This window comes from Luteibacter sp. 22Crub2.1, from assembly GCF_900167995.1.
GTDB lineage: Bacteria > Pseudomonadota > Gammaproteobacteria > Xanthomonadales > Rhodanobacteraceae > Luteibacter > Luteibacter mycovicinus.
In genome coordinates this window covers 291,495-314,922 of the sequence record NZ_FUYT01000002.1, presented here as the reverse complement: position 1 = coordinate 314,922, position 23,428 = coordinate 291,495, and the positions used below count along the sequence as shown (strand labels likewise).

Sequence of the window (23,428 nt, the reverse complement as noted above, 5' to 3'; positions counted from 1 at the left end):
AAGAGACGGCGGGGGTGACCCTCGGGGCCGGTAGCCGCAGGCGAGGGCTTCGACTGGACAAGGCCGCGAAGCGGGGCCGGTCAGGGATGACCGGCCGTTTTCGGGGAGGCAGGGACAGCCGACTCGAAAACCCCCAGGCGAAGCCCGACCCGGCCGAAGGCCATTGATATACGGCCGCGGTAGCGGCCCTTCCTTGAGGGGTCGCCGAAGGCGTGGCCTCGAGGGTCACCCCCGCCGGCTCTCCAACGCGACACGACACACCGCGACAAAGCCGAACGCGATGGCGCCAGCCGAGCATTCAGCTCTTAGCTCTTAGCTCTTAGCTGTTAGCTCTTAGCTCTTAGCTCTTAGCTCTTAGCTCTAAGTGGCTCACCGCCACCCCGAAGTAATCGGATACCGCCGCTCGCGTCCGAAAGCCTTGGTCGTGACGCGCGGCCCCGGAGCCGCCTGGCGGCGCTTGAACTCGTTGATGAAAACCATGCGGATCACGCGACGCACGGTGGCGTCGTCGTGGCCGGCGGCGATGATGTCTTCCGCCGAGGCCTCGCCCTCGATGAAGTGCTCGAGAATCGCATCGAGTTCATCGTACGGCGGCAGGGAATCCTGATCAGTCTGCTCATGGCGCAGTTCCGCCGACGGCGGACGCTCGATCACAGCCGCCGGAATGGCTCCGTCGATCGCCGAGCGCCACCGCGAAAGCGCGTAGACCACGGTCTTGTAGACGTCCTTGAGGGGCGCATAGGCGCCGCACATGTCGCCGTACAGCGTGGCGTAACCCACCGCCATCTCGCTCTTGTTGCCCGTGGACAGCAGGAGCTTGCCGGTCTTGTTCGACATCGCCATCAGCAGCACGCCGCGGGTTCGCGATTGCAGGTTTTCTTCCGTGATGTCGGGTTTGCGACCCTCGAACACCGGCGCCAGGGCGCCGGTAAAGGCCTCGTAGATGCCTTCGATGGGTAGCACGTGGTACTCGACGCCCATGTGCTCGGCCTGGGCCTTGGCTTCCCGCAGGGACAGGTCCGAGGTGTATTTGGTCGGCATCATGATCGCCGTGACCTTGTCCTTGCCCAGCGCATCGACCGCCATCGCCAGCGTCAGCGCGGAATCGATACCGCCCGACAGACCCAGTAACACACCGGAGAAATGGTTCTTGCCGATATAGTCCCGGATACCGCGGACGATGCCGTCATACATCAGCGCCTCCGGCGAGCGGGTGTCCGGCGCCGGCCAGTCCACGGCCGTGAGGCGACGCGTGACCGTATCGAACTCCACCGTCAGCAGCATTTCCTCGAAGGACGGAGCGCGCGCCGCGATCTCGCCATCGGCCTGCACCAGCAGCGAATGGCCGTCGAACAGCAGGTCGTCCTGACCACCGACGAGGTTTACGTAGGCGATCGGCAGCCCGGTCTCGCGGGCGCGGTCGCGCAGCAGCGCCTCACGGGTCGCGGCCTGGCGCTTGTCCCACGGCGACGCGTTGATCACCAGGATCAGCTCCGCGCCGGCGTCGGCGAGACGGCTGGCGGGGTCCGATTCCCAGATGTCCTCGCAGATCAGCATGCCGACCTGCACACCCTCGATCGCGAACACCCGCGTGGCGTCGCCATGCTGGAAATAGCGCTTCTCGTCGAACACGGTGTAATTGGGCAGCGCCTGCTTGTGGTACGTCCACTCCAGGGCGCCTTCGCGTATGAGCGACGCCGCGTTGTAAACCTCGCCCTGCGCATCCGGGTAGCCGACGACCGCCGAAATACCCGTGATGGCCGGCAGCAGCGCATGCAGTTCGCGATGGCAGGCTTCGAGGAAACTGGGGCGCTGCAGCAGGTCCTCGGGCGGGTAGCCGGACAGCGTCAGCTCGGGGAAGGCTACCAGCGACGCGCCGAGGCGATCGCGCGCTTCATCGGCCAGCGCCTTGACCCGTCGCGCGTTGTCGGCGGTGGCACCGACGGGGAAATCGAACTGGGCCAGGGCGAAGCGAAAGGTGGACATCGGGAATCCGTGCGGTCGCGGGGACTGCCTATGATAAGCCACCGTCGCACCGACGCGGGCTCATTGCACCGGTACGTCGTAGATCGTGTCGCCATCGGCCGCGCCGGGGAGGCTGAAATGCCACCACTCCTGCGGATAATTGACGAACCCGCGCGCCGCCATGGCCTTCAGCAGGCGCTGGCGGTTCTCGTGCTGAAGCGGTGTGACGCGCGGATCGTCCGTATGCGCCAGTGGATCGAAGAAGTCGAAGTCCGTGCCCATGTCGAGCGGCGTGCAATGGACGCCCTCGCACCGCATCAGGGTGAGATCGACCGTCGCGCCCTTGCTATGACCTGACACCGGAGCGATGTACTCGCCCAACAACTGGTCCTTGCGCAGGGCGGGATAATGGGATGCCCTGGTGCGGGTATCGGACAGATCGCCCGCCCAGCGAACGAAGGCCGCCACGGCGCGCGCCGGGCGATAGCAGTCCCACAAGCGCAGCCGGTAGCCGTGAGGGCGCAGATCGCTCTCCACCTGAGCAAGGGCCCGCACTGCGCCGGTGCGCAGCAGGCAAGCCGGCGCGAAATAGCCGGGCACCGTGGCGCCGGTGAAATTGTCCGGGGCCGCGTACTTCATGTCTTCCGCGATATCGGGCGCGACCTTGCGGATATCCACCAGCCCCGCGTCGGCGGGCGTACGCGCCGTCGACAGGTGCGGCGTGTCGGCGGCAAGGGAGCGCCCGCAGGTGAGCGCCAGCGACAGCAGCAGGAGGGGCCAGATCCGGATCGTCATGTCCCCATACTGCCATGCCCATCGTGCCGCATTTGCTGACATCATGCCCCGTCGCCCGCGGAGAAACGCATGATCGAATCGGTTTGGCCCTATCTGGCCGTCATGCTGCTCGTCGCGGGCTTCTGGCCGGCGATCGAGCGACGGTTCGGCTGGAAGGTATTCGATATCCTCCCGCCCATCGTGCTGACCTACCTCAGCGTCACCGCCCTGTCGGTCGCCGGACTCTGGTCGGCATCGCCCGGGATCCACGCCGCCCAGTCGGTCATCGTGGGGCACCTGGTTCCCGCCCTGCTCTTTCTTCTGATGATCAGCTGCGATCTGCGCGCGATCTTCCGCCTGGGTCCGCGGGTACTCGGCGTGTTCGTCTGCACCTCGATCAGCCTGTTTATCGCCTTTATCGTGGCCTTCCTGATGTTCCGTCACTGGCTGCCGGGCGATGGCTGGAAACCGCTGGCGTCTCTTTCGGGCAGCTGGGTGGGCGGAACGGCCAACCTCATCGCGGTGAAGCAGGCCATCGGCATGTCGGACACCTCACTGGCGACCGCGCTGCTCACCGATGCCCTCTGCTATTCGATGTGGGTGGTGGTGCTGTTCTCCGTTGCACGCCTGGCACCGGCGTTCAACCGCTGGACACGTGCGACCTCGAGTGCCGACCTCATCGTGACCGAAACCGCACCGCGTGCGCCGGCGACCATGGACGGCGTGCTGCTGTGGCTGGGCTTCGCGCTGCTGGTGGCGGCACTGGCCCCGGGCGTGGCCGCGCGACTCCCCGTGGGCAGCATGGTCTCCGCGACCACATGGACCATTCTCATCGCGACGGTCGCCGGTCTGATCGTCGCGCACACGCCACTGGCACGCATGCCCGGCGCACAAGCCGTGTCGAGCGCCCTGCTGATTTCCGTCGTCGCCGTGCTCGCCTCGCAAAGCAGCTTCGCCGGTATCGCCGCCGCGCCGATCTACCTGTTGTGCGGGGTCACGGTGATCGCGTTGCATGCCGTGCTCCTGTGCGCGGCGGCGCGCGTGTTTCACTTCGACCTGTACCTTTGCGGCATCTCCTCACTGGCACACATCGGCGGCGTGGCGGCCACACCGGTTCTGGCCGCCACGTATTCGCGCTCGCTGGTACCGGTCGGCATCCTGCTGGCGCTGCTGGGTTATATCCTTGGTACCGGCTTCGGCCTCGTCGTCGCGGCCGTGCTGTCCAGACTCGCTATCTGACCGGGATCCACGCATGCCCCTGTTTCGCCATCGCCTGCTCTTCGCTGCCCTCCTCGCCGGATTTCCGGGAATGGCGTCGCTGGCGAGCCCACCACCGATCGTCGATACCGGGATCCCCGGCGTAACGGATGCCCAGCTATCGCCGGACTGGTGGATCGCACGGGTGCCGGACGCGGATCGTGTCGTCCTCGACGCGCCAGCCATCGCGGCGCTGAACGATAAGCTGCGGCGCCTCGATCCCTCGATGCACGACATCCGCCATCTGCCATCGTCGCTGACGCGCGACCAGGTCATGGTCTGGATCGACAAGGTCTCTCAGCGCCCGGCCCGTGCGTTGTTCGACGCGAAAGGCCAGTCACTGCCGGCGAGCGCCATCGATTCGATACTCGCCAACGATGCGACGAACGCCATTCCTTCAGAAGTGACACCGCGCTATGGCATGGCCGTGCGTCGCGCACCGCTACGCAGCCATGCCACCGATGCGCGCGTGTTCACGCAGCCCGTCGATACCGACATCGATCGATTCCAGGAAAGCGCGCTTTTCCCCGGCGACCCGGTCGTCGTCGTGCACAGCAGTGCCGATGGTCGCTGGGTGTTCGCGGTCAGCGCACGCTACGCGGCATGGACACCGGCCGAGGCGATCGCCTATGGGACGACGGCGCAGGTATTTGCCCATGCCGACGCCACGCCCTTCCGCGTCATCACCGGCGCCGCACCGCACACCGTGTTCACGCCCGAGGCACCCGCGCTCTCGGAGCTGCAGCTGGACATGGGCACGCGCATCCCGCTGGACACGTCGCTGTCGCCAGGCCAACCGGTCAACGGACAGCATCCGTATACCTCATGGGTGCTCAGTTTGCCGGTGCGCGACGCACAAGGCGCTCTGTCCTTCCGGCCCGCGCTGCTCCAGCGCAATCAGCCCTCCGAGGCCGACTATCTTCCGCTCACCCGCGCCAATGTGATTCGCCAGGCGTTCCGATTTCTCGGCGAGCGCTACGGCTGGGGGCATGATTTCAACGGCCGCGACTGCAGCGGATTCGTCTCCGACGTTTATCGCAGCATGGGCGTGCAGATGCCGCGCAACACGGGCGACCAGGCGTCGAGCCCGGGTCTTTCGCACACGGCATACACGCCGAAGGACGGGCATGACGCGCGCGTCGCCGCGGCGATGGCGCTCGAAGTCGGTGACCTCGTCTACATTCCGGGCCACGTAATGATGGTGATCGGCAAGGTGGATGGACAGCCCTACGTGATTCATGACGTCGGCGGCATCAGCCTCCGTGATGGCACCACGAGCCTGCGTCGCATCAAACTCAACGAAGTATCGGTCACCCCACTGCTGCCGCTGATGTTCGACAAGGACACCAGCTTCGTCGATCGCATGACCAGCATCGTCCGCATCCGCTGAGGCCGTGCCATGAAGATCGTTGAGATCCGTCTGTCCATGCTTCGCGTTCCGCTACGCACACCGTTCCGTACGGCGCTTCGCGAGGTGGACAGCGTGGAGGACATCGTCGTGACGGTCCATACGGACGATGGCCACGTTGGCTACGGCGAGGCGCCTCCGACGGCGGCGATCACCGGCGAGACGCATGCGTCGATCATCGCAGCCGTACGTCGGCATATCGCGCCGCGTCTCATCGGCGAGGACATCGCCGATCTCAACCGCATCGTCGGCCTCATTCAGAGCGCATTGGAAAAAAATACGAGCGCCAAGGCAGCCGCGGAGATCGCCATTTACGATCTCTGGGCGCAATACCACGGCGCACCGCTTTACCAGCTGCTCGGTGGCGGTCATCCACGGCTGTCCACCGACCTGACCATCAGCGTGAACGACGTCGACACGATGGTCGCCGATGCACTGAACGCCATCGCCCGTGGCTACACCTCGCTCAAGATCAAGATCGGCAAGAACATCGACGACGATATCGTCCGGGTGCGGGCCATTTATACCGCCGTCGGCGAATCGGCGCTCTTGCGTCTCGACGCCAACCAGGGCTGGACCGCCGCGGAAGCGGTGCGCGCGATTCGCCAGCTTGAAGACGCTGGCGTGCGCATGGAGCTCGTCGAACAACCTGTGAAAGCGCACGACCTCGAAGGCCTGCAACACGTCACGCGCCACGTCGATACGCCGATCATGGCGGATGAAAGTGCCTTCGGCCCGAAGGATCTGCTCGAACTCATCCGCCTGCGCGCCGCGGACATCGTCAACATCAAGCTGATGAAGACGGGCGGCATCTCGGGCGCACTGCGAATGGCGGATATCGCCGCTATGCACGGCATGGAATGCATGATCGGCTGCATGCTCGAAAGCAGCATCAGCGTGGCGGCGGCCGTTCATGTGGCCGTCGCAAGATCCAACGTCATCACGAAGATCGACCTGGATGGACCCTCGCTGTGCACGTTCAATCCGGTGGACGGCGGCGTCGACTTCGATGAGTCGCACCTTTCCATACCGCCTCTTCCGGGCCTGGGCATTCGCTCGGTTCGCGGCCTCGAGCCTCTCTGAATGGTGATCCGCATGCGTCGCCTCCCTCGCTTTCTGCTTGTATCGCTTCTTCTTTCGATCACGGGGCTCGCCATCGCGTTCGAGGCGCCCGTGGCCTGGTCGGTATCGCGGCAGATGATCGTCGTCACCACGGACAACTGGGACGCCACGCAAGGCACGCTTCGCCGTTTCGAACGCGAAGAAAGTGGCTGGCGGGCGGTCGGGTCGCCGGTACCGGTCACGATCGGCAAAGGTGGCAGCGCTTGGGGCGTGGGACTGCATCCGCCGCAGACCGACGGCCCGACGAAGGTCGAGGGCGACGGGCGCAGCCCGGCGGGGATATTCCGGATCGGCGAAGCTTTCGGTTACGCGGAACGAAACGGCACGGCGCTCCCCTACCGGGGGCTCACGGCGTCCGACTATTGCGTCGATGTCGACGGCTCGCCGTATTACAACCAGCTGGTCGATGAAAACAAGGTAGGCCATAGCGCGGTCGAAGGGGCCACGGAGGCGATGCGGCGCGACCTGCACTTCAACGGCGACCACGCCTATCGCATCGGTTTCGTCATCGAGCACAACGCCCAGGGACGCAAGGGCGCGGGCAGCTGCATCTTCGCGCACCTCTGGAAATCGCCGACGTCGCCGACCGCCGGATGCACGGCGATGACCGACGAAGCCATGGAAGGACTGCTCGCGTGGCTCGACCCGAAGAAGAAACCCGTGTTCGTGCTGCTGCCGCGAGGCGAATACGCGCGGCTTCGTGGCGCCTGGAATCTGCCGGCGCTCTAGGGCGCCAGGTGGTCACTCATTGACCAGCGAAACGCAAGTCGATGGTGGGAAAGACGAATCGTCAGTTATCCACACCCTTATGCAGATCGTATCCACATTCGCTGTGGATAAGCGCGCTCTAGTCGCCGGGGCGGTGGGCAAAAAATAAGCAGCGCAACGCAACCGACTGTCACGCGACGGGTTTCCGGAGTTATGCACATGCTTATGCAGCGACTGTCCACACAGGCTGTGGATGAATCGCCATCGCCCCCGACTCTCTCTGTCAGCGTATGACGCGATCCACGTGAGCACTTTGCCAGCGGCGTGTTTCGCCGACAGAAGAGCCCGTGACGAAAGGCTAAGCTGCCTGGCCTGTCTTTCCAGCACACGGAACCGTGATGACTGATACGCGCCGCCCCACCTGTCCGAACATGGCCTTCGCCCTCCTGCTGACCATGTCCCTGCCGGCGCTCGCTGCCGAAGGCGACGCCAGCGCGCCGATACCGCCTCGGCTCGACATCCATCTCTTCGTACACGATGACGTCCGGCACTACATGTCGCACGAACGGATACACGCCGGTTATGTCGCGTGGTGGCTTGCTGACATGAGCAAGGTCGTGCCGTTCGCGCGCATCCAGGTGCGTTACCTGCCGCCGGTCAACGGCGTTACCGACATTCCTTACATGCACGACGCCGCGCTGGGCGAATGGACCCACACCGTCATGGCCTGGGCCGACCGCGAGGGGATGACGCCCACCCATACGCGCAAGTTCCTCCTGATCACCCCCCAGGTACCGCAGCCAGGCGCGTCAGGCATTGCGTGGCAGGGTGGCAGCACGGCGATGGCATCGATCAACGGGCGTTACCGGGTGGTGGCTCACGAGCTGGGTCACCTGTTCGGCGCCGACCACGAGCATGGTGCGGTCAACTACACGGGAGGCTGGTGGTGCGAGAGCAACATGTATGCCTCATCCCTGAGCCTGCGCGGCAACTGCTACACCTATACGCCGGAGAACCAACGGCACATGCGGAAGTACATCATCGAAAACCCCGGAGCGGACGCCGGGAGTCGACGAGGCCCGCTGGTCGCCGACTGACGCCCGCTGGTCAGGAAATGACCAACATGAGCTAACCGCTTGCCCGCGTTGGGCATCCCCGACTTATGCACAGCGTTATGCAGGCGGTATCCACACAGGCTGTGGATGAAATGCGCGCATAAAAAAACCGCGACCCGAAGGCCGCGGCTCTTTAGGCTCGCCGAAGCGAACGGGGTATTACTTCATCAGACCCGCGAGGGTCTTGCCGAGGTCGGCCGGCGACTTGACCGTGGTCACGCCTGCCTTCTCGAGCGCGGCGAACTTGGCTTCCGCCGTGCCCTTGCCGCCCGAGATGATCGCACCGGCGTGGCCCATGCGCTTGCCCGGAGGTGCCGAGGCGCCCGCGATGAACGAGACGACCGGCTTCTTGACGTACTGGCTGATGAACTCAGCCGCGTCTTCTTCGGCGCTGCCACCGATTTCGCCGACCATGATGATGCCTTCGGTCTGCGGATCGTCCTGGAACAGCTTCAGGCAGTCGATGAAGTTCAGACCGTTGATCGGGTCGCCACCGATGCCGATGCAGGTGGACTGGCCGAGGCCTTCGTTCGTGGTCTGGAACACCGCTTCGTACGTGAGGGTGCCCGAACGCGAGACGATACCGACCTTGCCCGGCTTGTGGATGTGGCCCGGCATGATGCCGATCTTGCACTCACCCGGGGTGATGACGCCCGGGCAGTTCGGACCGACGAGCACGACGTCCGGGTGCGACTTGAGCACGTTCTTCACGCGCATCATGTCGAGCACCGGAATGCCTTCCGTGATCGTGACGATGATCTTGATGCCGCCGTCGATGGCTTCGAGGATCGAGTCGGCCGCGAACGGGGGCGGCACGAAGATGACCGAGGCGTCGGCACCGGTCTGGTCGACCGCGTCACGCACGGTGTTGAAGACCGGCAGACCGATGTGCTCCGAGCCACCCTTGCCCGGCGTGACACCGCCGACGACCTTGGTGCCGTAGTCGATCGCCTGTTCGGCGTGGAAGGTACCCTGCTGTCCGGTGAAACCCTGGACCAGGACCTTGGTGTTCTTGTTGATCAGGACGCTCATTAGAATTCGCTCCTCAGGCCGCTGCGGCCACGGCCTTGCGGGCCGCATCGTTGAGATCGTCGGCCGGCGTGATCGCCAGACCCGAGTTGGCCAGGAGTTCGCGACCCTTTTCGACGTTCGTGCCCTGCAGGCGCACGATCACCGGGATCTGCAGACCCACTTCCTTCACCGCGGCGATGATGCCTTCGGCGATCAGGTCGCAACGGACGATGCCGCCGAAGATGTTGACCAGGATGGCCTTCACCTTGTCGGAAGACAGGATCAGCTTGAACGCCTCGGAGACGCGCTCCTTCGTGGCGCCGCCGCCGACGTCGAGGAAGTTGGCCGGCTCGCCGCCCGCCAGCTTGATCACGTCCATCGTGGCCATGGCCAGGCCGGCACCGTTGACCATGCAGCCGATCGTGCCGTCCATCGTCACGTAGTTGAGGTTGTGCTGGACGGCGGCCGCTTCGGCGGCGTCTTCCTGCGTGAGGTCGCGCATGGCGGCCAGGTCGGCGTGACGGAACTCGGCGTTGTCGTCCGAGTTCACCTTGCCGTCGAGGGCGGCGAGGTTGCCGTCTTCGAGAATGGCGAGCGGGTTCAGCTCGACCAGGGCCAGGTCCTTCTCGTTGAACAGCTTGTACAGGCCAAGCATGATCTTGACGAGCTGACCGACCTGCTTCGGATTCAGGTCCATCTTGAACCCGAGATCGCGGCACTGGTACGGCTGCAGGCCTTCGACGAAATCGACCTGGAAGGTGTGGATGTCTTCCGGGGTTTCGGCGGCCACCTGCTCGATGTCCACGCCGCCGTGCTTGGAGGCGATGAACGAGATCGACTTGGTGTCACGATCGGTGAGGATCGAGAGGTACAGTTCCTTCGCGATGTCGGTCGCGTCGGTGACCAGAACCAGGTTCACCGGCAGCGCGCGGCCGGCGGACTGGTAGGTTTCCATGTTCGTGCCGAGCATGCCCTTGGCAGCGGCGCGCACGTCGTCGAGACTGCGGCAGAACTTGACGCCACCGGCCTTGCCGCGACCGCCGGCATGGATCTGGGCCTTGACCATCCACTGCGAACCACCAAGGTGCTTGGCGGCGTCGACAGCGGCATCGGGAGAGTTGGCAACCTTGCCCGGCGGCACGGCGATGCCGTACTTGGCGAACAGTTCTTTAGCCTGGTACTCGTGGAAATTCATTCGATACCTCGAGCGAACGGGAGAAGCGTGTGAATGCATGCGGGCCGGGAGCGGCCTGCACGGGAGTGGGGGATGAATCGATCGATTGCGCCAAAATGACGCAATACGGCCGCGTATTTTCCCGGAAGGCGCCCCGGATGGAAAGAGGCGCCGCGACATTTCGTCGCTTTTCGCCCTTTTTCACTGCTGGAACTGCGTGTTGCCCCGGGGTCGCCGCCGCCTATACTGGCGGTCATCGAGGCCCTGGGGGGCCACCGGCGGAGAACCACCCACGTGTCCACGCCCGCGCCGACCATGGCCGCCCGCTCCCGTGCGGTGCAGACCACCGCACGCCACGAACTGTTCTTTTTCAACTACTTCCGCCTGGGCCAGGCGGCGGTCTACACCGCCCTGGCGTTCCGTCCGGAGCATATGAACTGGCCGGCGCTGCCGGAACCCGTCTTCGCCCGGGTGCTTGCGCTGGCCTACCTCTTCGCCGCCCTGCTCATGGTTTCCCGGACCCGGGGCACGTTGCATCGCCCCGTCCTCATCGTCTCGATCGGTCTGACCCTGGACATCGCGGCCGCCCTGCTCGCCCTCGTGCTGATGCACGATGTCCGCATGGGCGTGGCGATGATGCTGGCGGTCAACATCGCGACGGGCGCGCTGCTGCTGCCTTTCCGCCTGTCGATGTTTTTCGCCGCGCTGGCCACCCTGGGCATGCTCGGCCATTCCCTGTTCGATCTGGAAGCCGCCGCCAGCTCGGACCGCGAGCTGGTGGAGTACGCGCTGTTCGGTGCCGCCTATTTCGCCTGCGCATCGCTGTGCTATGTGTTGGGGCGCAACATCCGCGCGTCGGAAGCCCTGGCCGAACAGCGTGGCATCGATCTGGCCAACCTGTCCCAGGTCAACGAACTGATCATCCGTCGCATGAAGACCGGCGTGCTGCTGGTCGACGAAGGCAACCGGATCCATCAGCTCAACGAGTCGGCATGGATGCTGATGGGCAATCCTTCGGCGGAGCAGCGCGACCTGGGGAGTCTGGCGCCCGAGCTGTCGCGACGCCTGTACCACTGGCGCACGTCCGGCAAGCTGGACGAGAGCGCGACCATGCTGGCCGATGGCACCCCCGAGGTGATTCCGCGCTTTTCCCGCCTGGCGCCCAATGACGACTCCCACGTCCTGATTTTCCTCGACGATACGTCGCTGGTGTCGCGCCGCGCCGAGGAACTCACCCTCAGCTCGCTTGGCCGGCTGTCGGCCTCGATCGCCCATGAGATCCGTAACCCGTTGGCGGCGATCCACTATTCGGCGCAGCTGCTGGCCGAATCCACGGACATGAACGACACCGACCTGCGTATGGTGGAGATCATCAACAACCACTGCTCGCGCCTCAACGAGATCATCGAGAACATCCTCCAGCTGTCCCGGCGCGAGCGCTCCCGGCCGGAAACTCTCGACCTGAGCCAGTGGGTGCATCACTTCGTGACCGAGTACCGCCAGGGCAACGATCTGGGCGCGGACATCCTGCGCGCGGTGTCCGGCAGTGAGCCGGTCGCCGCCGTCGCGGACCCCCAGCACCTGCAGCAGGTCATCTGGAACCTGGTCCAGAACGCGCTGCGCTACGGCCGCCTGCCCGGCGAGCCGGCGCGAGTGATGCTGGTGGCGCGGCATTCCGAAGCCGGAATTCCCATCCTCGAGGTAATCGATCGCGGCCCGGGCATCCCGCCGAAGGTGGCGGCGCAGATCTTCGAGCCGTTCTTCACGACCCACGAATACGGCACCGGGCTCGGTTTGTACCTGGCCCGTCAGATGACCGAAGCCAACCAGGCCGCGCTGGAATATGTGCGGGTCGCAGGGGGTGGCAGCTGCTTCCGGATCAGCCTGACGCCGCCGGCGCGTACCGCCGCCTCGGTCCCCCTGGCGGCCCGCGCGTGAACGCCGCGCTTTGCGCAGGCCGCCCGGGCGGTTACATTTGTCCCCATTACCGAACCTTTCGGATCCAATGAGCAAGCAGTCCGTACTGGTTATCGACGACGAGCGGGATATCCGCGAGTTGCTGACCATCACCCTTGGTCGAATGGAACTCGACGTGGACGCTGTGGGCAGCGTCACCGAAGCGCGGAATGCGCTGGCCTCCCGTCGCTACGACCTCTGCTTCACGGACATGCGCCTGCCCGACGGCAGCGGCCAGGAGATCATCGAACTGATCGCCGCCAGCCACCCGGACATGCCGGTGGCGATGATCACCGCCTACGGCAACGTCGACGCGGCGGTGAACGCGCTGAAGGCGGGCGCGTTCGATTTCGTCTCCAAGCCGGTCGACATCCACCTGTTGCGTCGCCTGGTGCGAACCGCGCTGCGTCTCTCCGAGGAGCGCAAGTCGGAAGCCGGCGCGAGGGGCGTTCCCGGCGCCGATCGTCTGATCGGCGATTCGCCGGTGATGGTCGAGGTCCGCGGCAAGATCGCCAAGCTGGCCCGTAATCAGGCGCCGGTCTACATTGGTGGCGAATCGGGCGTCGGTAAGGAACTGGTCGCGCGCCTGATCCACGAACTGGGCCCGCGTGCCGCCGGCGCCTTCGTGCCGGTGAACTGCGGCGCCATTCCTTCCGAGCTGATGGAAAGCGAGTTTTTCGGTCACCGCAAGGGCAGTTTCACGGGTGCTCACGCCGACAAGGAAGGCCTGTTCCAGGCCGCCCAGGGCGGCACGCTGTTCCTCGACGAAGTCGCCGAGCTGCCCCTGCACATGCAGGTGAAGCTGCTGCGCGCCATCCAGGAAAAAGCGGTACGCCCCATCGGCGGACGCGACGAGATCCCGGTCGACGTGCGCATTCTGTCCGCCACGCACAAAAATCTGGCGGGGCTGGTCGAGCAGGGTCTGTTCCGACAGGACCTGTTCTATCGCATCAACGTCATCGAACTGCGCGTGCCGCCTCTGCGCGAGCGTCGCGGCGACGTGCCGAAGCTGGCCGAGTTCGTGTTGAAGCAGCTCGCCGTAGAATCCGGCGGCGGCGCCCCGGGGCGCCTGCAGCCCGATGCGCTTGCCGCGCTGGAGGCGTACCAGTTTCCCGGTAACGTCCGCGAACTGGAGAACATCCTCGAGCGCGCGATGGCGATGTGCGAAGGCGATATCATCGAGGCGGATGATCTGATGTTGCCGCAGCGTGTGGCGGTGCAGACGACTGCGACTCCCGATCCGGGTGGCGCCACCAATGTCGCGGCCGCTGCCGTGGCGCCAAGGGCCTCCAGCGGTGCCGACGGGTCGCTCGAAGACTTCATCTCGAACATCGAGCGCGACACCATCATCAAGGCACTCGAAGAGTCGCGTTACAACAAGACCGCGACGGCGAAGAAGCTCGGCATTACCTTCCGCGCGCTGCGCTACAAGCTCAAGAAGCTCGGGATCGACTGACCGGCGATCAGCCGGGACGCGAAGCGCGTCCCGGCCTTTCGCGCGTGCGGAGCCAGACCTGCCAGGCGACGTAGCCGCGGCGGCAGGCAAGCGTCAGCCCCCAATAAAACAACACAGCCATCAAGGCATTGAGTACGAGCCACCCGAAAAGTGGCCAGCCTCTATGGAACTCGAGTTCCGGCGACGGGAGTCCAAGCCATGGGGTGATGAAGAGCGGGACGCGCATCGCTCCACGCACGATGTCGAAGTGGATTCCTTCGACACACCGGGGAGAGTCGCACGACGTTTGCCAGAGAAGCACCAGCACCGCGAGCACCAGGTGCAGCAGGGATCCCGCGGTGAACCAAGCGATACGCGTGCGGCAAGCCATCCTTCGCTGAATGGCCTTCGCTTCCTTGTGTGTGTCCCAGTACATGAGGCACCCCGGAGAGATAATGGGTGCCCACGTTACTCAGCGACAGAAGCGCGCGATATGGAAGGATTCTGAAAAATCAGCCTGATTTCGCTTCGCTCGCCTCGAGCGCCTCGCGCACCTTGCGCAGCAACGCCCTGGACTGGATCGGCTTATCCAGCACGTACAGATGATCCAGCTGGGGCAGTTCGTCGAGGTTCGGCGGTGAATCCGGACGTGCGAGCAGCAGTACCGCGCGGCTGTAACCGTGCTCGAGCAAGGCGGCCAGCGTGCGCACGCCGGTGAACAGGTTCATGTCCGCGTCCATGACGACCAGGTCGGGAACACCGTGCGCTTCGATCCACTGCAATGCCGCCGTACCACTCTGGCTCGCGCCAGCCTGGTAGCCATAAGCGTCCAGCGTATCGACCAGCAGCGACAACTGCACCGCCTCTTCGACGACGACCAGCACACGCTCGGCTTCGCCCTGAAGCGACGCGTCCATGATCGATGCCGGCGCCGAATCTTCCTCGTCGCTGCTCAGCGGCAGGTAAAGATGAAACTGTGTGCCCTCACCCAGAACACTGCGAACACGCATGAGGCCACCGTGGCTGGCGACGATGCGCTTGCATGACAGCAGGCCCAGACCCGTTCCGCTTTCCTTCGTGGTGAAGAACGGCTCGAACAGGCGCGCGAGCACTTCCGGCGGCATGCCCAGACCGGTGTCGATCACCGACAGGCGCAGGTAACGACCTGGAAGCGGCTGTTCACCCTCGAGGAAGAAGTCATCCGCGAGGTTGGCTTGCGCCGTCTCGATGCGCAGCGTGCCGCCGGCGGGCATCGCCTGGAAGGCGTTGAGGCTGAGATTGAGCAGGCACTGCTGCAACTCGGTATGGTTGCCCTCGAAGGTCACATCCGGATCGAAGACCTCCACGCTCATCTGCACCGTGCGCGGCACGCTACCCTGGAGCAGCAGCTTCAGCGCATCGAGTAAGGCGCCCAGGCGAACCTGCTCCGCACGGCGCGCGCCGCGCGCGAACGACAACATCGACGACACCATCTCGAGCCCGCGCCGGCCGCAATCGCGAACCAGCGTACCCAGACGCGCGAGGCGCGGATCGTCGGCGTAATCCTCAAGCGTGTCACCCGCAAGCAAAAGCGGCTGCAGAAGATTGCGAAGATCGTGACTCAGGCCACCCGCCAGCAACGCGAGGCTCTCGAAGCGCTGGGCGCGAATCAGTTCCTGTTCGGCACGTGCACGGGCACGCTTCTCTTCACCCTCGCGCAGCGCGCGGCGCACCGCCGACGCGAGGCGCGCCGTATTGTGTTTGAGGATGTAGTCAGTCGCGCCGTTGCGCAGTGCCTCAATAGCCGCCTCTTCACCCAGCGTCGCCGAGATGAAGATGAAGGGAGTCGCGACGTCGCGCTCGCGCAACAGCTGTAGCGCACGCTCGCCGCTGAAAACGGGCAGGCTCAGGTCGGAAAGGACGATGTCCGGATGGAAGTCATCCAGCCCGGCGATGAACGCGGCCTCCTCGTCGACAAGGAGCACCTCGTAATCGAGTCCGTCCTGCTCCAGTTCGGACAGGATGAGCTCGGCATCGAACTCATTGTCCTCGACCTGAAGGATGCGCACCTTGTTGTTCTTGCCCTGCCCGCCCATGTCAGTCGCTCGGCTCGTTGGTGGGAATCACTCGCCTTCCGGGCGCTGGTTCAGCACCGCCCAGAAGTGGCCGAGGGTCTGCACGGCCGTGAAGAATTGCTGCACGTCCACGGGCTTGAGCACGTAGGCGTTGACGCCGAGATCCCAGCTGCGGGCAAGATCGCTCTCTTCGCGCGACGACGAGAGGATCACCACCGGCAGGCGCTTCCACTTTTCCTCGGCACGGAGCTCCTTCAACACTTCGAGGCCATCTTTGCGCGGCATCTTGATGTCGAGCAGGATCACCGACGGATCGCCCTCCGGGCGATTCGCGTACGGACCGCGGCGGTGCAGCCAGTCGAGGCAGTCGACGCCATCCTCGACGTGCACCACGGGATTGGCGAGCTTGGCCTCACGCAGCGCATCGATGGCCATCTCGGCATCGGCCATCGAGTCTTCGACGATGAGGATCGTGCGCAGGTCGCGCTGATTCATGAGTCACCTGTCTGGGCACCCGGAACGTCGGATACCGGCAATGAAAAATGGAAAGTGGCGCCGCGATCGGTTTCCCCCTCGGCCCACGTCCGCCCACCATGGCGCGCGATGATGCGTCGCACATTGGCCAGGCCGATACCGTTGCCCGGGAACTCCGAGGCACGATGCAGGCGCTGGAAAACGCCGAACAGCTTGGTCGCATACTGCATGTCGAAACCGGCGCCGTTGTCGCGCACGGTGAATTCGTAATCGCCCGCGGACGTCCGCTCCAGCATGACCTCGATGATCGCGCGCTCGCGGTTGCCCGTGTATTTGACGGCGTTACCCAGCAGGTTCTGCCAGACCGTCCGCAGCATGTTCTCGTCACCGACGACGATCGGCATCGGTGCGATGCGCCATTCGATCTGACGGTCACGCGCTTCGGTTTCGACCAGTGCGCGTGCTTCTTCCACCAGCGACTGCATGTCGACCGGTTGCAGGCGCAACGCGCCACGGCCGAGGCGGGAGAACACCAGCAGGTCGTCGATCAGCTGTGCCATGCGCCGTGACGAGCTGCTGATCACGTCGATGTAATGCTTGACGCGATCGTCCGACCGATCGGCCAGGTGAGCCTCGAGCTTTCCGGCGAAGCCGGCGATGTGACGCAAAGGCGCGCGCAGATCGTGCGATACCGAGTAGCTGAAGGCCTCCAGTTCGCGGTTGACGTCGGAGACCTGCTCGACCTTGCCTTCGAGCTGGCGATTGAGCTCGCTCACCTTCTGCTCGACCAGCGCGCGCGCCGTGATATCGCTGACGGTCAGAAGCACCGCCGGAGCGTCGCCGTCGGACTCTTCGATGCGGCGTGCATTGATGACGACGAAGCGATCGATGCCGTCGACCGTGCGCTGGGTCAGCTCGTAATCCCAGAGTTCCCGATCGCGCGCCACCACGTCGTTCAGGCGCTGCAGCAGAGACGTGTCGCTCCACGCGCCTTCACCGATCTCGTTGAGGGGCGGATTCTTGTCGCTCTCGGTATCGAAGCCGTAAAGCTCGGCAAACGCGTTGTTTACCAGCAGCGTGCGCAGCGACGCGTCCAGCATGGCGATCGGCTCGCGCACCGCCTGGACGATCAGCTGCGAGCGATGCACGGCGCCCGAGGCCTTGGATTCCGCTTTCAGGCGGATCGCGATCTGGCGCTCGGAGACGACCACGACGATTGCCAGCAGGGCGATCTGCGCCAGCGACGCGATCAGCAGCACCGTACGGTTATCAGTGGCCGAATCGACCGCCTGGCCTCGACGCTGCTCCAGCAGGGCCGACTCCTCCGAAAGCAGATCGATCACCGTCTGCCGGATGGGAAAGAGAACCCTGAGGTCTTCCATCGTCCTGAAGGCGCCATCGCGATCGCCCGCCTTCACCTGCTGTAATGCTTTTTCACTGAGCGAGGCGCGACTGTTGGCCGTCGCCTCCAGCCCACCCAGGCGGGTGAGCTGCTCGGGGTTGTCGGCCATCATGGTGCGCAGCTCGGCGATGAGGCCGGGCACCAGCTTGCGAGTGGCCGCGACGCGGTCTTCCAGCGCCTGATCGGGCGGCGCCCCGGCGACGAGGCTGTAAGCCGCCGCTTCGCTGCCGCGCAGGATCGCATCGGCGCGGTAGACGTTGGCCTTGATCTCAGCGGTATGGGTGACCCAGTCGCGCGTGGTCAGCGCCGCGTCCGAACTCGACCGGTTGACGGCGTAGGGCAGCGCGACGATGACCAGCACGGCCGCGAGCAAGCCCGCGATCCGCCAGCGCGCTCCGATCCTTACCATCATGCTGCCGTCATCCCCACAACGATACCTGCCCTGTTAAGGGCACGATTATAGACGCGGGATGTCTTGATTCGCTGACGGAACACGGCATGACCCCTGAAACACGAGTACGGGCACGCCATCCCCGCTGCCTGCCGGAACCGGCAGGAGCGATGAGGGATGGCGCGCCCGTCCTTATGGAGGCCTGCTTTTTGCCCAAAAAGCCGTGAAGACCTCGTGAGCGCAGCCCTTGCGACCTTACGGCGCCGCGTCGCTCATGGAATAAGGCGCCGAGCCCGGACCCTGCCCCCAATCCTTCGCCGGCTCGGCCTGCATGCTGAAGTGCAGTTCGCCACCGGCGACGATCTCTTCGTGGCGGATGAACGTCCGGTCCAGCGGCTTGCCGTCCAGCGTGACCTTGCCCACGTACGGATGCTTCGCGTCCAGGTGGTCGGCCGAGACCGTGAAGTGCTTGCCACCCGGCAGGTTCAGCGTGGCCTTCTCGACGAACGGACGACCGATGACGTACTGGTTGCTGCCTGGCGCCACCGGATAGAACCCCAGCGAGCTGAAGATGTACCAGGCCGACATCTGCCCCAGGTCGTCGTTGCCGACCAGACCGGTCGGCGTCGGCGAGTACTGGGTCTTCATGATCTGGACGAGGCGCTCCTGGGTCTTCCAGGGCTGGCCCGCGTAGTCGTAGAGGTAAGCGACCTGATGGCTCGGTTCGTTGCCGTGAGCGTACCAGCCGATCAGGCCGGTGATGTCTTCCACGTGCGCGAACGATTTGGGGTCGACCTTGGCGTCGAAAACCGAGTCCAGCTTCCTGACGAAGGCGTCCTTGCCGCCCAGCGCGTCGATCAGGCCCTTGACGTCCTGCGGCACGTACCACGAATACTGCCACGCGTTGCCTTCGGTGTAATCGCTGCCATAGGCGGCCGACGACGGGTCGAACGGCTCGCGGAAACCGCCGTCGCTCTTGCGGGCGCGAAGGAAGCCGGTCTTCGTATCGAAGCTGTTCTTCCAGTTGCCGGCACGCTTCATGAAGGTCGCGGCGACATCGTCCTTACCCATGGCCTTGGCCATCCGTGCCAGCGACCAGTCGTCGAACGCGTATTCGACCGTCTTGGACGCCGCCTCCGGTTGCCGATCGATGGGCACGTAACCGAGCTTCATGTAGTCGTCGATGCCGCCATACGGGCCGTACGTCGCGCTGGCCACCATGGCCTCGAGCGCCTTGTCCGGGTCGTAGCCGCGGATGCCCTTCATATAGGCATCCGCGATGACCGGCACGGCGTGGTAGCCGACCATGCACCAGGTTTCCATGCCCTGGTAAGCCCAGATCGGCAGGATGCCGAAGGGACTGGACTCGCGCGAGGCGATCAGTGAACTGACGAACTGGCTGCTCATGTCGGGGCGCAGAAGCGTGATCAGCGGCTGCTGGGCGCGATAGACGTCCCATAGCGACCAGGTCGAATAGAAATCGAAGCCCCTGGCCGTGTGAACCTGGTTGTCCGGGCCGCGGTACTCGCCGTTGACGTCCATCGACAGGCTGGGCGAGATCATCGAGTGGTACAGCGCGGTGTAGAACATTCGGCGGCTCTCGGCCGACGCCTTGACGTCCACCGTGGACAGCACCTTCTCCCACGACTGGCGGGCCTCCGCACGGCGGGCATCGAAGTCGAAGCCTTCACCGTCCTTGTCGAGGTTGGCCACGGCGTTGTCTTCGCTGACCGAAGATACGGCCACCTTGACGATCAGCGGCTTGCCGAGGTCACCGAAGTCGAACACGCCCTCGAGCGCACGCCCGGTCATGGCGTCCGCGTCTTCCGCCCGGTTTCCCGGACCGCCGAAGCCCCGGTACGGCACGTTCTCTTCGCGGTTCTTCAGGCTGCGCGACGTCATCGGCTGGTTGAAACGCATCGCGAAATACAGCTGACGACCCGGAGCCCAGCCCCGCGTGGTGCGGCCGCCGGTGACGGTACCGTCCTTACGCACGCGAACCGAGGACCAGAGCACCTTGCCGTCGTAGTCGTAGATGCTCGGACGCAGGTCGAGCAGCAGATGGGCCGGCTTGCCCTTAGGGAACGTGTACCGGTGCCAGCCCACCCGTGAGCCGGCGGTCAGCTCGGCACGAACGCCATAGTCGGCCAGCGTGACGGCGTAGTAACCTGCCTCGGCTTTCTCGCTCTTGTGGTCGAAACGCGAGCGATAGCCGCTGCCGGGCTGGTCGGGGGAACCGGGATCCAGCTTGACGTCGCCGGCGATGGGCATGACGAGCACGTCGCCCAGATCGGAATGGCCGCTGCCGGAGAAGTGCGTATGGGAAAAACCCAGAATGCTCGAGTCGCCGTACTGATAGCCGGCCGCCCATTTGTAGGCGTGCTTGAAATCGGGCATCGCCGTGTCCGGCGAGAGCTGGATCATGCCGAACGGCACGGTCGCGCCGGGGAACGTATGACCGTCGCCACCCGTGCCGATCGTGGGGTCGACGGCCTCGAAGGCGGCGGACGGCTTGTCCGCGGTGGCCGCGAAGGCGAGGGCCGGCAGGGCCAGGGCGAGGGCGGCGGACAGCAGGCCGCGGCGCAGACAGGTGGAGCTCGGCATCGATGGTTCCCCTCAGATCGTTTGGATCGTGACAAACAGGTCGAACGTAGCAAAGATAGCGCGGCCGCGCATGTTGCAGTGCGTGATGCATCCCGAACCCTACCGCGCGATGATCGCCCGGTTTAGATCGTTTGAAGGAGCCACAATGCCCAGGATCACCCCGCAACGCCGCAAGGTCACGCTCGCCGATATCGCGCTGGGCTGCGACGTGTCGCGAGCCACGGTGTCCCTGGTGCTGCGCGGCAGCCCTCTGGTGAACTCCGCCACCCGGGCCCGCGTCGAGGCGGAGCTCAAGCGACAGGGCTACGTTTACAACCGCGCCGCCGCCAATCTGCGTCGCCGGACGTCCTCCAGTATCGGCCTGGTGATCAACGACCTGGGCAACCCGTTCTTCGCCGAATTCGCCGCAGGGGCCGATGAGGCCCTCGCCAGCGCGGGTTACGTCACCCTGCTCGGCAATACGGGGGAATCCCCCGATCGCCAGCAGGCGGTACTCAACTCGCTGGTGGAACACGGTCCGGCAGGCATCATCCTCTCGCCCGCCGAAGGCAGCGAGGGTGAACAGGTGCTGGCCGCGGTGGGTATGCACACGCCCCTGCTGGTGTTCAACCGCGAACTCCCGGACGATGAGGGCGCCCATCGCTGGGACACGCTCGAGATGGACAACGAGCACGGCGCCCGACTGGCGACCGAACACCTCATCGCGCTCGGCCACGAGCGCATCGCCTTCTTCGGCGGCCACCGCGATTCCAGCTCGGTCGCCCAGCGCCGCCGCGGCTACGCGGGCGCCATGCAGGACGCGGGACTCAAGGTCGATCCCAGCTGGCTGGTGGAGAGCGCGCCCACACGCCTCGAAGCCGCCCGGCAGACCGGCGCCCTGTTCGCACGCGATCCCGCGCCTACGGCGGCGGTTTGCTACAACGACGCCGTCGCGCTCGGGCTTATCCTTGGCCTGACCAAACGCGGCCGGCGCCCGGGCGAGGACTTCGCTCTGACCGGTTTCGATGACGTCGCCGAGGCCTCGGTATGCGTCCCGCCCCTGACCACCATCGCGGTCGATCCGCGTGGCCTGGGCCGGCGCAGCGCCGAGCTCATTCTTGAAAGACTTACCAACCCCGAGACGGACACCGCTTATACGATCGCGCCAGTACGGCTTGTCGTACGCGAAAGCAGCTGCCCGCCGTCTTCTCCCTGACCCACCAACTGGAGCGCCCCATGGCCACCGGATCCACGCCATTGCCCACCTCTTCGCCCTCGTCGGCGAATTCGGGCGACACCCGCTACACCTATTTCCCGCTCGCTCTCGGCGTGATGACCACGATCTTCTTCATGTGGGGCTTTCTGACCTGCCTGAACGACATCCTGATCCCGCACCTGAAGGGTGTGTTCGAGCTGAACTACTTCCAGGCGATGCTCATCCAGTTCACGTTCTTCGGTGCGTACTTCATCATGGGCCTGCCTGCGGGCAAGCTGGTGGCGGCCCTCGGTTACAAGAAGGGTATCGTCGCCGGCCTGATCATCGCCGGCATCGGCGCGGCGCTGTTCTGGCCGGCCGCCGGCATGCGCGTGTATCCGATCTTCCTCGGCGCGCTGTTCATCCTGGCCACCGGCATCACCGTGCTGCAGGTCGCCGCCAACCCCTACGTCGCACTGCTCGGTCCGGAGAAGACGGCCTCCAGCCGCCTTACGCTCGCCCAGGCGCTGAACTCGTTTGGCACCTTCCTCGCGCCATTCTTCGGCGGTGTGCTGATCCTGTCCAACGCCGTGAAGAGCAGCGACGACATCGCCAAGCTCAGCGCCGCCGAGCAGGTGAGCTACCGCGCGACCGAAGCCAGTGCCGTGCAGGTGCCGTACATCGGCCTGGCCGTGGTTCTGGTGGTGATCGCCATCGGCGTCTACCTGTTCAACCTGCCCAAGCTGGAAGAAACCACCGAGAAGTCCGACGAAAGCCACCACTCGCTGATGGACGCCCTGAAGACCCCGCACGTGTTCTTCGGCGTGCTCGGCATCTTCTTCTACGTCGGCGGCGAAGTGTCGATCGGCAGCTTCATGATCAACTACCTGCAGCTGCCGGAGATCGGCAACATGACGGGTGAAGTCGCCGCCTCGCACGTGGCGTTCTACTGGGGCGGCGCGATGGTCGGCCGCTTCATCGGTTCCGCCCTGCTCGCGAAGTTCTCGCCGCGCGTCCTGCTGGCCGTGTTCGCCGCGATCAACGTCCTGCTCGTCATCACCACGATGGTGACCACGGGCACCGTGGCCGTGTACAGCATCGTTGCCATCGGTCTGTTCAACTCGATCATGTTCCCGACGATCTTCTCGCTGGGTATCGAGCGCATGGGGCCGCTCACCAGCAAGGCGTCGAGCCTGCTGATCATGGCCATCGTCGGTGGCGCGCTGATCCCGGTCATCCAGGGCGCGATCGCCGATCACATCGGTCTGCAGCACGCCTTCTTCGTCCCGCTGATCTGCTACGCGTACATCGTGTTCTACGGCCTGAGCGGCTCGAAGATCCGCAACGTCCCGGTCGCCGCCAAGGCCGGTTGACGCTCCTGACGACGGCCGGCGCGATGCCGGC

The 23,428-nt window shown here is 65.0% G+C and carries 18 protein-coding genes; 9 read left to right on the top strand and 9 right to left on the bottom strand.

Features of this window, described 5'->3' with window-relative positions:
- Positions 1-369: 369 nt before the first annotated feature.
- Together B5X73_RS03200 and B5X73_RS03195 are read right to left on the bottom strand one after the other, a co-directional pair.
- Positions 370-1,986: an NAD+ synthase gene (locus B5X73_RS03200; protein WP_079520539.1), complete on the bottom strand. Its 1,617-nt coding sequence runs from the start codon at positions 1,984-1,986 to the stop codon at positions 370-372.
- A 60-nt stretch (positions 1,987-2,046) separates the two neighbouring features.
- A complete protein-coding gene (locus B5X73_RS03195; protein ID WP_079520538.1) occupies positions 2,047-2,760 on the bottom strand; it encodes a M15 family metallopeptidase in 714 nt (237 codons plus the stop codon).
- Positions 2,761-2,829: 69 nt separating this feature from the next.
- Between B5X73_RS03195 and B5X73_RS03190 the strand changes: the two genes are divergently transcribed.
- The 5 genes from B5X73_RS03190 (at position 2,830) to B5X73_RS03170 (ending at position 8,331) form a co-directional block, all read left to right on the top strand.
- Positions 2,830-3,978, top strand: a complete 1,149-nt coding sequence (locus B5X73_RS03190; RefSeq protein ID WP_079520537.1) for a DUF819 family protein — start codon at positions 2,830-2,832, stop codon at positions 3,976-3,978.
- A 13-nt stretch (positions 3,979-3,991) separates the two neighbouring features.
- Positions 3,992-5,386 (top strand): SH3 domain-containing protein, encoded by a 1,395-nt coding sequence (locus tag B5X73_RS03185; protein WP_079520536.1) that lies wholly within the window; start codon positions 3,992-3,994, stop codon positions 5,384-5,386.
- A 9-nt stretch (positions 5,387-5,395) separates the two neighbouring features.
- A complete protein-coding gene (locus B5X73_RS03180; RefSeq protein WP_079520535.1) occupies positions 5,396-6,487 on the top strand; it encodes a dipeptide epimerase in 1,092 nt (363 codons plus the stop codon).
- 12 nt (positions 6,488-6,499) lie between these two features.
- The gene (locus B5X73_RS03175) at positions 6,500-7,255 is read left to right on the top strand and encodes a L,D-transpeptidase family protein (protein WP_079520554.1); all 756 of its coding nucleotides are present in this window, start codon (positions 6,500-6,502) and stop codon (positions 7,253-7,255) included.
- A gap of 377 nt (positions 7,256-7,632) precedes the next feature.
- Positions 7,633-8,331: a zinc metalloprotease gene (locus tag B5X73_RS03170; RefSeq protein WP_079520534.1), complete on the top strand. Its 699-nt coding sequence runs from the start codon at positions 7,633-7,635 to the stop codon at positions 8,329-8,331.
- Positions 8,332-8,508: 177 nt separating this feature from the next.
- Here the strand turns inward: B5X73_RS03170 and sucD are convergent, their stop codons facing one another.
- Together sucD and sucC are read right to left on the bottom strand one after the other, a co-directional pair.
- Positions 8,509-9,381 (bottom strand): succinate--CoA ligase subunit alpha, encoded by an 873-nt coding sequence (sucD, locus tag B5X73_RS03165; RefSeq protein WP_036110573.1) that lies wholly within the window; start codon positions 9,379-9,381, stop codon positions 8,509-8,511.
- A 13-nt stretch (positions 9,382-9,394) separates the two neighbouring features.
- Positions 9,395-10,555 carry an ADP-forming succinate--CoA ligase subunit beta gene (gene sucC, locus B5X73_RS03160; protein ID WP_036110570.1) on the bottom strand — a complete coding sequence of 387 codons (1,161 nt, stop codon included), beginning with the start codon at positions 10,553-10,555 and terminating at the stop codon, positions 9,395-9,397.
- A gap of 294 nt (positions 10,556-10,849) precedes the next feature.
- Between sucC and B5X73_RS03155 the strand changes: the two genes are divergently transcribed.
- Together B5X73_RS03155 and B5X73_RS03150 are read left to right on the top strand one after the other, a co-directional pair.
- Positions 10,850-12,472: a sensor histidine kinase gene (locus tag B5X73_RS03155; RefSeq protein ID WP_090352646.1), complete on the top strand. Its 1,623-nt coding sequence runs from the start codon at positions 10,850-10,852 to the stop codon at positions 12,470-12,472.
- A gap of 67 nt (positions 12,473-12,539) precedes the next feature.
- Positions 12,540-13,946, top strand: coding sequence for a sigma-54-dependent transcriptional regulator (locus B5X73_RS03150; RefSeq protein WP_079520532.1), 1,407 nt, complete (start codon positions 12,540-12,542; stop codon positions 13,944-13,946).
- Positions 13,947-13,953: 7 nt separating this feature from the next.
- Here the strand turns inward: B5X73_RS03150 and B5X73_RS03145 are convergent, their stop codons facing one another.
- The 5 genes from B5X73_RS03145 to B5X73_RS03125 form a co-directional block, all read right to left on the bottom strand.
- On the bottom strand, positions 13,954-14,361 hold the full coding sequence (locus B5X73_RS03145; protein ID WP_079520531.1) for a hypothetical protein: 408 nt from the start codon (positions 14,359-14,361) through the stop codon (positions 13,954-13,956).
- A 76-nt stretch (positions 14,362-14,437) separates the two neighbouring features.
- The gene (locus B5X73_RS03140) at positions 14,438-16,000 is read right to left on the bottom strand and encodes an ATP-binding response regulator (protein WP_043695714.1); all 1,563 of its coding nucleotides are present in this window, start codon (positions 15,998-16,000) and stop codon (positions 14,438-14,440) included.
- Positions 16,001-16,027: 27 nt separating this feature from the next.
- On the bottom strand, positions 16,028-16,474 hold the full coding sequence (locus tag B5X73_RS03135; protein ID WP_036110558.1) for a response regulator: 447 nt from the start codon (positions 16,472-16,474) through the stop codon (positions 16,028-16,030).
- Entirely contained in the window at positions 16,471-18,267 is a 1,797-nt protein-coding gene (locus B5X73_RS03130; RefSeq protein WP_079520530.1) for an ATP-binding protein, read from the bottom strand. The genes B5X73_RS03135 and B5X73_RS03130 overlap by 4 nt, the downstream gene beginning before the upstream one ends.
- A gap of 234 nt (positions 18,268-18,501) precedes the next feature.
- Positions 18,502-20,850 carry a GH92 family glycosyl hydrolase gene (locus B5X73_RS03125; RefSeq protein WP_079520529.1) on the bottom strand — a complete coding sequence of 783 codons (2,349 nt, stop codon included), beginning with the start codon at positions 20,848-20,850 and terminating at the stop codon, positions 18,502-18,504.
- A gap of 145 nt (positions 20,851-20,995) precedes the next feature.
- Between B5X73_RS03125 and B5X73_RS03120 the strand changes: the two genes are divergently transcribed.
- Both B5X73_RS03120 and fucP read left to right on the top strand, forming a co-directional pair.
- Positions 20,996-22,045, top strand: coding sequence for a LacI family DNA-binding transcriptional regulator (locus B5X73_RS03120; protein WP_036110551.1), 1,050 nt, complete (start codon positions 20,996-20,998; stop codon positions 22,043-22,045).
- A 116-nt stretch (positions 22,046-22,161) separates the two neighbouring features.
- Entirely contained in the window at positions 22,162-23,397 is a 1,236-nt protein-coding gene (fucP, locus tag B5X73_RS03115; RefSeq protein WP_254857210.1) for an L-fucose:H+ symporter permease, read from the top strand.
- Positions 23,398-23,428 lie beyond the last annotated feature (31 nt).

Coding starts and splice junctions, on each gene's coding strand:
- B5X73_RS03195 (WP_079520538.1), bottom strand. CDS start 2,760: ATGACGATCCGGATCTGGCCCCTCCTGCTGCTGTCGCTGGCGCTCACC.
- B5X73_RS03150 (WP_079520532.1), top strand. CDS start 12,540: ATGAGCAAGCAGTCCGTACTGGTTATCGACGACGAGCGGGATATCCGC.
- B5X73_RS03200 (WP_079520539.1), bottom strand. CDS start 1,986: ATGTCCACCTTTCGCTTCGCCCTGGCCCAGTTCGATTTCCCCGTCGGT.
- B5X73_RS03120 (WP_036110551.1), top strand. CDS start 20,996: ATGCCCAGGATCACCCCGCAACGCCGCAAGGTCACGCTCGCCGATATC.
- B5X73_RS03175 (WP_079520554.1), top strand. CDS start 6,500: ATGCGTCGCCTCCCTCGCTTTCTGCTTGTATCGCTTCTTCTTTCGATC.
- B5X73_RS03190 (WP_079520537.1), top strand. CDS start 2,830: ATGATCGAATCGGTTTGGCCCTATCTGGCCGTCATGCTGCTCGTCGCG.
- B5X73_RS03135 (WP_036110558.1), bottom strand. CDS start 16,474: ATGAATCAGCGCGACCTGCGCACGATCCTCATCGTCGAAGACTCGATG.
- sucD (WP_036110573.1), bottom strand. CDS start 9,381: ATGAGCGTCCTGATCAACAAGAACACCAAGGTCCTGGTCCAGGGTTTC.
- B5X73_RS03180 (WP_079520535.1), top strand. CDS start 5,396: ATGAAGATCGTTGAGATCCGTCTGTCCATGCTTCGCGTTCCGCTACGC.
- B5X73_RS03140 (WP_043695714.1), bottom strand. CDS start 16,000: ATGGGCGGGCAGGGCAAGAACAACAAGGTGCGCATCCTTCAGGTCGAG.
- B5X73_RS03125 (WP_079520529.1), bottom strand. CDS start 20,850: ATGCCGAGCTCCACCTGTCTGCGCCGCGGCCTGCTGTCCGCCGCCCTC.
- B5X73_RS03130 (WP_079520530.1), bottom strand. CDS start 18,267: ATGATGGTAAGGATCGGAGCGCGCTGGCGGATCGCGGGCTTGCTCGCG.
- sucC (WP_036110570.1), bottom strand. CDS start 10,555: ATGAATTTCCACGAGTACCAGGCTAAAGAACTGTTCGCCAAGTACGGC.
- B5X73_RS03170 (WP_079520534.1), top strand. CDS start 7,633: ATGACTGATACGCGCCGCCCCACCTGTCCGAACATGGCCTTCGCCCTC.
- fucP (WP_254857210.1), top strand. CDS start 22,162: ATGACCACGATCTTCTTCATGTGGGGCTTTCTGACCTGCCTGAACGAC.
- B5X73_RS03185 (WP_079520536.1), top strand. CDS start 3,992: ATGCCCCTGTTTCGCCATCGCCTGCTCTTCGCTGCCCTCCTCGCCGGA.
- B5X73_RS03155 (WP_090352646.1), top strand. CDS start 10,850: ATGGCCGCCCGCTCCCGTGCGGTGCAGACCACCGCACGCCACGAACTG.
- B5X73_RS03145 (WP_079520531.1), bottom strand. CDS start 14,361: ATGTACTGGGACACACACAAGGAAGCGAAGGCCATTCAGCGAAGGATG.